Genomic DNA, 8,634 nt, shown 5'->3' on the forward strand with positions numbered 1-8,634 from the left:
AAGTGAGTTTAATAGTTTGTTAGAAACTTTAATCCCCAGAAAATCAGAATATAGATGTCTGCATGCTGATGGACATTATCTTTGGCTTGAAACATATGGTAATTTTATATATGATGACATAGGTAATATAAAGAAAATCGTTTTCAGTGGACGTGACATCACAAGAAGGAAAGAACTTGAACAAAAATTAAAGAACTCATACGAAATCATAAATAATAGCCGCGTAGTTGCATATTTATGGGAAAACGACAAAGAAGCTGGATGGCCGGTAGAATATGTTTCTAATAACATAGTTGACATTTACGGTTATTCAGTGAATGATTTTAGCAACGATAAACTCAGTTATGCTGATATAATTCATCCTGATGATATTGGGAGAGTAAAATCAGAAATTGAAATGTACAGTGAAAACCCTGATTGTTTTAAATTTCAACATAAACCCTATCGTATAATTACCAAGAATGGGGACATAAGATGGGTTGATGATAGAACTACCATAAAAAGAAATGATTGCGGAGAAATTACACATTATCAGGGTGTTATCCTGGATATCACGGACCGTAAAATAGCAGAAGAGAAATTAATGGAAAACAAAAAAATGTTGGATGATACTTTTGAAAGCATCCAGGATGGAATCAGCGTTATAGACACAGATTTTTATGTTATACGTGCCAACAGTAAAATGAATGAGTGGTATCAGGTAAATACACCGCTTGAAGGAAGAAAATGTTACAAGGTTTATCATAACAATGACAAACCATGTGATTATTGCCCTACATCACGTGCTTTAAATACAGGTAAAACGGAGACTAATATCGTACCAGGTTTACCAAATTCAAAGATTGAGTGGCTCGAGATTTATAGTTATCCAATGAATGATAGATATACCGGAGAAATATTAGGTGTAGTTGAATTTGTACGTGACATTACTGAAAAGGTAAAAACTGAAAAACAATTAAAAAAATATGCAACAAAACTTAAACAAATGAATGAAGAATTAGAAAACCGCGTCCAAAAACAAACGGAAGAAATAAAAAACGCTGAAAGGCTAAGAGTTTTGGAACTTCATCACCGGATAAAAAACAATTTACAGGTTATATCCAGCCTACTTAACCTCCAGTCTGAAAAATTCAAAGATGAAGTGGTTAATGAAGCGTTCAAAGACACACAAAATCGTGTGCTTTCTATATCACTAGTTCATCAAAAGATATACCAGACAAAAGGTTTAGAACGCATAAATGTAAAGGATTACATAGAAGACCTTGTAAATCATCTGCTTAGTTTATATAGTAGAGAAAATGTATTAGTTACTATTGATATACAGGAATTTTATTTTGGAATTGATACCATTATTCCACTTGGAATGCTAATTAACGAGTTGGTATCTAATTCTCTGAAATATGCATACTCAGAAGACAAATATGGTGAATTAAACGTTACTTTTTATGAAAGTGACCCGGGTTTTTATACACTCATCGTATCAGATAATGGTAAAGGGATACCTGAAGATATTGATTTAGATAACCCTAATTCTCTTGGATTGCAACTTATAAAAAGTTTAGTGGACCAGATAAATGGTGACTTCAAATTACATGGTAATAATGGAACAGAATTTGTTATTAATTTCAGTTGTTGAATCGATTTAATAGAATACTTAATTAATATGACTAATATAACCAGTTTTGATTGTTTCTCTTATACCAGGCGTCAGTAGAAGCTTCTGGTTTTTGGATGAATGCCATATTAATAAATAAATTAATCTATAATTTGTATTTAGCTGTTTTATGGATAAAAATAGATTTATAGTATTCCATGCTTGTCGGGCAAGCATTTTAGTTTTTGGTAGTTTATATTTGTCCACAATCACCACTTAAGAAATTTTTATTATACAGATTTATAATCAAAAACAACTTTAAAAAAAATGTCATTCATTTTTCTAAAAATATATTAGTTACTTATTTGTATTAACTAAATATATATTAATCATTATAAAATTTACAATATTTAATAAAACATATCATTACTCATATAATATTTTTAAAAAAGAGGTATATAATCTTGCAAAATGCTAGTGCATCATTTGATTTAGTTTATAAAACAATGAATGAGGGTGTTTGTTTTCACGAAATTATCTATAATAGTGATGGATGTCCGGTAGACTATAAGATAATCGATATCAACCCTGCCTATGAGTCAATTGTTGGCTTGAGACGAGATGAAGTGGTAGGACAATTGGCTTCTAAGATTTATAATACAGGAGAAGTACCATTCCTTCATACCTATGCAAAAGTAGCTGAAACCGGAGAACAGACGTGTTTTGAAACCTATTTTTCACTGTTTGGAAAGCACCTTCGTATCACGGTAATATCTCTTGAGAAAAGTAAATTCATTACAATTTTTACTGATATCACAAGTCAAAGAAAAACAGATGACGAACTACAAACCATCTATGAAAATGTACCAATGGTCATTATGATGGTTGATTCGGAAAGGAGAATTTTCAAAGTAAATAAAAGTACAGAATTATTTTCCGGTGCAATTTCAGATGAAATGGTAGGTCTAAGAGGAGGAGAAGCGTTAAGATGTCTTAATTCTCTTAGTAATCCTGATGGTTGTGGATTTGGACAGTACTGTCAAGAATGCAAGGTAAAAAACACTGTAATTGATACATTTAAAACAGGTAACAATCATTACAATGTAGAAACCAGCCTACCTTTTATGATAGATGGTGATGTAAAGTATCTAACATTTCTCATTTCAACATCATTAATTAATAACGATGAAAAACCCAAAGTCATTGTAAGTTTACTGGACATCACTGAACGTAAAAAAACTCAAAAAAATCTGAATAAAGAAAAATACTTTTTTGAAAAGGTAGCAGAAACAAGTCCGGTATGTATAACAAAAGTGAACAAAAATGGAAACATAGTATATGCAAATTCTGCAGCTGAAAATGCACTGGGATTGTCAAAAAGTGAAATAGAAGGTAGGACTTATGATGATGTGAAATGGAAGATTACGGATTTTGAGGGTAATCATTTCCCTGAAGAAGAGTTGCCTTTTGAACTTGTCCAGAAATATCAAAGTCCAGTATACGATATCAGGCATACAATTGAGTGGTCCAATGGGCAAAGGAAACTCTTGTCCATAAATGCTGCACCTGTATTTGATGATAATGGTAACTTCGGTAGTATAATAGCAACTATTGAAGACATAACAGCTTATAAAGAGAAAGAAGATACGTTACATTTGATGAAAAATACACTGGAATCATCAATAAATGCAATTGCCATTAGCGACCTCGATGGTTATTTAACCTATGCTAATTCTGCATCTTTAGATATGTGGGAATATAATAAAGAAGAGATGCTAGGCAAACATATTACTGAATTTTGGCAATATAAAGAAAATGCCATAAATATTTACCATTATTTGCACGAAAATGGAAGCTGGAAAGGTGAAGGTAAAGCAAAGACAAAACATGGGACTGTATTTGATGTATATGGTTTGATAAATCTAGTGAACGATGAATCAGGAAAACCCGTTGCAATTGCAGGTTCATTTGTAGATATAACCAAGAGAAAATCATATGAAGAAAAGTTAAAAAAGAGTGAACAACAGTTACGTAATTATATTGATAATTCGCCTATAGGCATTTTTGTTATTGATAAAAATGGAAATTATGTGGATGTAAACCCTGCAGCCTGCCACATAATTGGTTATACAAAAGATGAACTACTGTCGATGAATATAATCGATTCACATCCAGACAATGCTCATGAGTTAGCAGGCCAAATCTTTGAAGAACTTCTTGAAAATGGAAAAGTTTCAGCAGAACTGCCTTTTATTACAAAAAATGATTCTTTAAGACACTGGATCCTTGATGCTGTTAAACTTTCAGAAGATAAATATCTTGGATTTACCACTGATATAACAGATCGTAAAAGGATAGAGGATGAATTGCGTGAGAGTGAAGAGCGTTTCAGGACTGTTACAGAACAGGCAGCTGATGATATAATAGCTCACGATTTTGACGGCAACATAGTATATGTTAATAATCTTGCGTGTGAGAATCTTGGATATTTGAAAGAAGAGCTTTTGTCGATGAATATCGCTGATGTATCAGCATATATTAATTCTTATAACCCTAAAACAATGTACTGGGAAAAACTATCTCCAAGCGGTTCTTATATTGTAGAAACAAAATTAAGAAGGAAAGATGGTTCATATTATCCTGCAGAAGTGAAACTGACACGTATCGATTTGAAAGGAAAATCTGTTATATTGGGTTTTGTCCGTGATAACACTGTTAGAAAACAGGTTGAAGAAAACTTAATCAATGCAAAACTGGAGGCTGAAGCTTCCAGTCAGGCTAAAAGCGAATTGTTAGCTAATGTCAGCCACGAACTGCGTACTCCTCTCACTTCTATCCTAGGTTTTTCAGATATTTTACTGAAAGGTAAATTAGGTGATTTGAATGAGAGTCAAAAAACATATCTTAGTAAAGTCCACAGAAGTGGAAAACACCTGCTAGACTTAATCACAGACATACTTGATTTATCAAAAATTGAATCCGGTAAACTTGAACTTCATTGTGAAAAAATATCAATTCCACAACTCATGAAAGATTTGAAAGAAAAAATCTACCCATTTGCTTCCCAAAAAAATCTTGAAATTAATATTGATATTAACCGGAGTATAGAATATATCTATGCAGATAGAATAAAACTTAGACAGATACTCTACAACCTTGTATACAATGCTGTAAAGTTTACTGAACAGGGTTCAGTTACAGTTAAATTAGACTGGAATGATAATGACATATTGTTTTCAGTCATCGATACAGGTATCGGTATACCTGCTGACAAACAGGACGAAATATTCGATTCATTTAAACAACTGGATTCTGGTGCAAGTCGTCGCTATTCAGGTACTGGCCTTGGATTGGCACTGGTTGAAAGATTGGTGGAAATGCATGGAGGTAAGATATGGGTTGAAAGTGAAGAAGGAGAAGGTAGCAGATTTTCATTTATAATCCCTGAAAATTGAAAATTTAATTCTGGAGCGAGAAGCTCTGTAGAAACCCTATCCTGAATAAACTCTCATTTTCTGAATTAATTCAAGAATAATTGCTCGTTTTAGTGGTTTTAGACCAAAATGAGGCTTGGAAATCATCCTTATCTTTTTGATTTCATGATAATTTTGAAATTTCAATGTTTCATGTAACACAGTAAATCGATATTGAAATTGAATAGTGACAAATTGACTATTATTATATTTGAACCCGGCTAACTATTTCAAAATCTATAGTAATCGTTGGAGAATAAATGGATATGTGTAAGTTTCAAAAAGCGGTTTTCAAGTTTTTCCAATACTACAAAATAGAAAAATACAGAGCATGAGCATTTAGTATTACTCATGCTTTGTATTTCTAGGAATTAAAATATCAAAGTTTTTTATACCATTCACATTCATCGCTTCTATCATATCGACCTGTCATTGGGTCAACAACTGCACAGTGTTTGCAAGCTTTTAGCGGGTTGAAAGGTTTCCCTACATCTGTAGCTATCACATTTGTCATCATCGTAGCATTGACATCTTCATCTGTGAAGAAACACGGGAAATCTGCTATTCTCATCAATGATGAGAACCTCACAGTGATTGAACAACCCGGATATGAATAATTGTGTGGGTTCTGTATCACCTCATTGTTATCAATGGGTGAGAAATCGATTTTAATTCCATTTGTTTTTGAACTGTATCCTGCAACATGGGTAGGTAAGAATTTCACCCCAGCCCTTAATGTATCTATAAAATCAACATTATGGAGCTCATCTGCAGTACCCCTTCTTCCTCTTTTCTTAGATATCATGTTGTGGAACCTGTTAGTGAACAGGTCTATAACCTGTGGGGCAGTGAAATGATCAAGTTCCAGTGTATAGACAAGAGCAGCCGAAAGAGAGTCTCTTGCTACCTTTAGAGCGTCAAGAGTGTTGCTGTAGACCCCTTTATCCAATCCTTCATTTAATGTGTTTACCATTACATGTCTTATTGAATCAAGGATTGCAGCTGTGACATCGTCTTTGTACATATTATAGGAACTCTGTGCAATGTGGTGGCCTATTGCACCTACACAATACGAAGCTACAGCCACGATATTCGCGTAATGTACACCTGCATCAACTGCTGCTTTGACAGTGTCTCGCATCTCTTCTTTATATCTCTCCATGTATTTCCTGTGGTCGAATGAATCCTGACCAGCATCATCCATTAACTGTGCCTGTGCTTCCACCGGACTTGTATAAATTTTCTGGAGCATTTCGATTTCGCCTTTTGTAGCCTGATCAGGAGTTTTACCGTCTTCTATAGAGTGCATGAACTTTTCTCCAAAACCATAGGAAGTGTTCATACCCCATGCTTTCAGACCAAGAATCGCTTCTTTATGTTTTTTAGGTAGGTCGGTGGTCCTTAAAATTCTCTGAACAAGGTTTGTAGTTGAACCGGGTGACAGTGCAAAGTCCACTACACAGGTTGGACCATAAACGCCTCCGTATTTACGGATAGCTTCACGTCCAATGGTTTCTTCATTTTTTGCTATGGCATCGACAAAAGTATCTATCGATTTTTTAAATTCAGGATCCAGTTCACAGAGTATTTCAAGTACTGCAGGTGTCTGGTAATGTTCTATAAAAGGGTCGTCTTTGGGTGCGATTGTATCCGTGAGGTCAGTCAGTATGTTGTAATGTGCATTGACACTATTTACGTGTAAGTCAATGACGGATTTCTCCTGACCTTCAGCAGCTTCCATCTTGTTTACCTGGTCAACCAGAGGTTTGCAGTCTGTAAACTTGAATTCTCCCCCTCTTTTTTCCATAATTATGTCGGTTATAGCATTTTTCACATTTATTGCTTCTTTTACTGATTTTTCAGCAGTCATTTATTAACTCCCCCTTTTATTCTTGAAATTTTTATATATAGGTATATATTGATTTTGTTTACCTGTTGTTTTATTCCGGTCTGGGCCAAAGGTATCTCCATGTTAAACCTGCCACTATTCCACCAAGGGTGGATGCTATTATAAACATTAGGGAATCGAACGGTTGGATTCCTGCAATACCTGATGTAAAAATTCTTGCAAGTGCTACCTGCGGATTGACAAACATCGTAGCTGATGTTGTTATTATTCCACTACCTACAACAAACCCGACTGCAAGTCCTATCAATCTGGAACCTACTCTAAGACAGCCAATTACTACAGATGCCAGAACCCATGATCCCCAGAATTCAGCAATCCAAGTTACCTATATGTCCCAGACCGGAAATACAAAAAAAATTGCTGACGCTATTTATGATGAAATAGAGGATAATAAGACCATGAAAGACATGGATACCATCATGGAGAGAGCTACCCAGCTCAATGATGTCAGAAATCTTGAAAACTATGATCTCATTTTTATCGGATTCCCTATCCAGCAATTTGGTATCCCGGATAAAGTCAGAGAGTTTTTTGACAAAAAATTGCAGCCCCGTGAACAAGTATTGAAGATGGGTAAAAAACAAAAAAGCACCCGTAAAGATGTGGCGTTATTCATCACCCACGGTGCTCCTGATGATTTTGAACAACTGCCCAAGTGGTTGTCGCGGGCTGAAGATGAAGCAGCAAAATGAGCCAATGTAATCGATGTATTCCACTGTCAGGGAGAAGTAGCCCAAAATATAATGGATATGTTGCAAAACTCAGATGACCCGCAGATGCAGGAATTTGCTAAATTGGTCACTAGTGGAAAAGGACAACCTGATGAAGATAAATTAAACAAAGCAAGAGAATTTGCCAAAAAAGTCATATCTCAGAAGAAAACTTGGGGATAAAAAAGATAAGGGTTGTATCAATCAACCCTATACAATTATTTGGTACACATTGTAGTCATTTTACTTTGTATTCATTTTTCTAAATCTTTTGGCCTTATTAAAAGCATCAAAATCTATAGTTAATTTACTGGATTATTTCAATGTCCAGTTCTTTGGACAGTTCCTTATACCTGTTACGTATAGTTACTTCAGTTACTCCAGCCACATCCGCAACTTCTCGCTGGGTTCTTCTTTCCCCGAACAACATAGACGCAATATAGATTGCTGCAGCTGCAACACCGGTAGGACCACGTCCACTTGTAATTTCCTTTTCTGATACCTGTCTCAGGATTTCTACACCTTTAGACTGGACTTCGCTCTTCAATTTAAGACCTGAACAAAATCTTGGTACATAATCGATTGGTGAAGTAGGCATGAGTTTTAACGAAAGTTCTCTTGAGATGAAACGATAGGTCCTTCCAATCTCTATTCTGCTAACTCTCGATACTTCACCAATCTCATCAAGTGTTCTTGGTATACTGCACTGACGGCATGCAGCATAAAGTGCTGCTGCAGCAACACCTTCGATACTTCTTCCACGTATCAAGTTTTTATCCACCGCTTTCCGGTAGACTACTGCTGCTGTTTCACGCACAGTTCTTGGTAAACCAAGTGCAGATGCCATACGGTCCAGTTCTGATAAAGCAAAAGCCAGATTCCTTTCAGTAGCATTGCTTACACGGATTCTACGCTGCCATTTCCTTAATCGATACAGTTGAGCTCTGT

At 35.2% G+C, this 8,634-nt stretch carries 5 protein-coding genes and 1 pseudogene; 4 read left to right on the forward strand and 2 right to left on the reverse strand.

Annotated elements, in window-relative coordinates:
- On the forward strand, positions 1–1,636 hold a 1,636-nt coding region (locus QZ276_RS00485; RefSeq protein WP_292484278.1), incomplete at its 5' end, for a histidine kinase dimerization/phosphoacceptor domain -containing protein.
- Positions 1,637–2,058: 422 nt separating this feature from the next.
- A complete protein-coding gene (locus QZ276_RS00490; RefSeq protein WP_292484280.1) occupies positions 2,059–5,049 on the forward strand; it encodes a PAS domain S-box protein in 2,991 nt (996 codons plus the stop codon).
- A gap of 397 nt (positions 5,050–5,446) precedes the next feature.
- Here QZ276_RS00490 and QZ276_RS00495 read toward each other — a convergent pair whose 3' ends face one another.
- Positions 5,447–6,937: a DUF2193 family protein gene (locus QZ276_RS00495; RefSeq protein ID WP_292484282.1), complete on the reverse strand. Its 1,491-nt coding sequence runs from the start codon at positions 6,935–6,937 to the stop codon at positions 5,447–5,449.
- Between the two features lie 65 nt (positions 6,938–7,002).
- Here QZ276_RS00495 and QZ276_RS00500 point away from each other — a divergent pair, with 65 nt between their 5' ends.
- Positions 7,003–7,668 carry a flavodoxin family protein gene (locus QZ276_RS00500; RefSeq protein ID WP_292484284.1) on the forward strand — a complete coding sequence of 222 codons (666 nt, stop codon included), beginning with the start codon at positions 7,003–7,005 and terminating at the stop codon, positions 7,666–7,668.
- A gap of 57 nt (positions 7,669–7,725) precedes the next feature.
- Positions 7,726–7,869, forward strand: coding sequence for a hypothetical protein (locus QZ276_RS00505; protein ID WP_292484286.1), 144 nt, complete (start codon positions 7,726–7,728; stop codon positions 7,867–7,869).
- 124 nt (positions 7,870–7,993) lie between these two features.
- Here the strand turns inward: QZ276_RS00505 and tfb are convergent.
- A pseudogene (gene tfb / locus QZ276_RS00510) lies at positions 7,994–8,634 on the reverse strand (transcription initiation factor IIB); the annotation flags it as partial.

This window comes from Methanohalobium sp. (assembly GCF_018609725.1).
Taxonomy (GTDB): Archaea; Halobacteriota; Methanosarcinia; order Methanosarcinales; family Methanosarcinaceae; genus Methanohalobium.

Excerpts from the sequence above, each read along its gene's own strand:
- QZ276_RS00505 (WP_292484286.1), top strand. The coding sequence starts at position 7,726 with ATGTTGCAAAACTCAGATGACCCGCAGATGCAGGAATTTGCTAAATTG.
- QZ276_RS00495 (WP_292484282.1), bottom strand. The coding sequence starts at position 6,937 with ATGACTGCTGAAAAATCAGTAAAAGAAGCAATAAATGTGAAAAATGCT.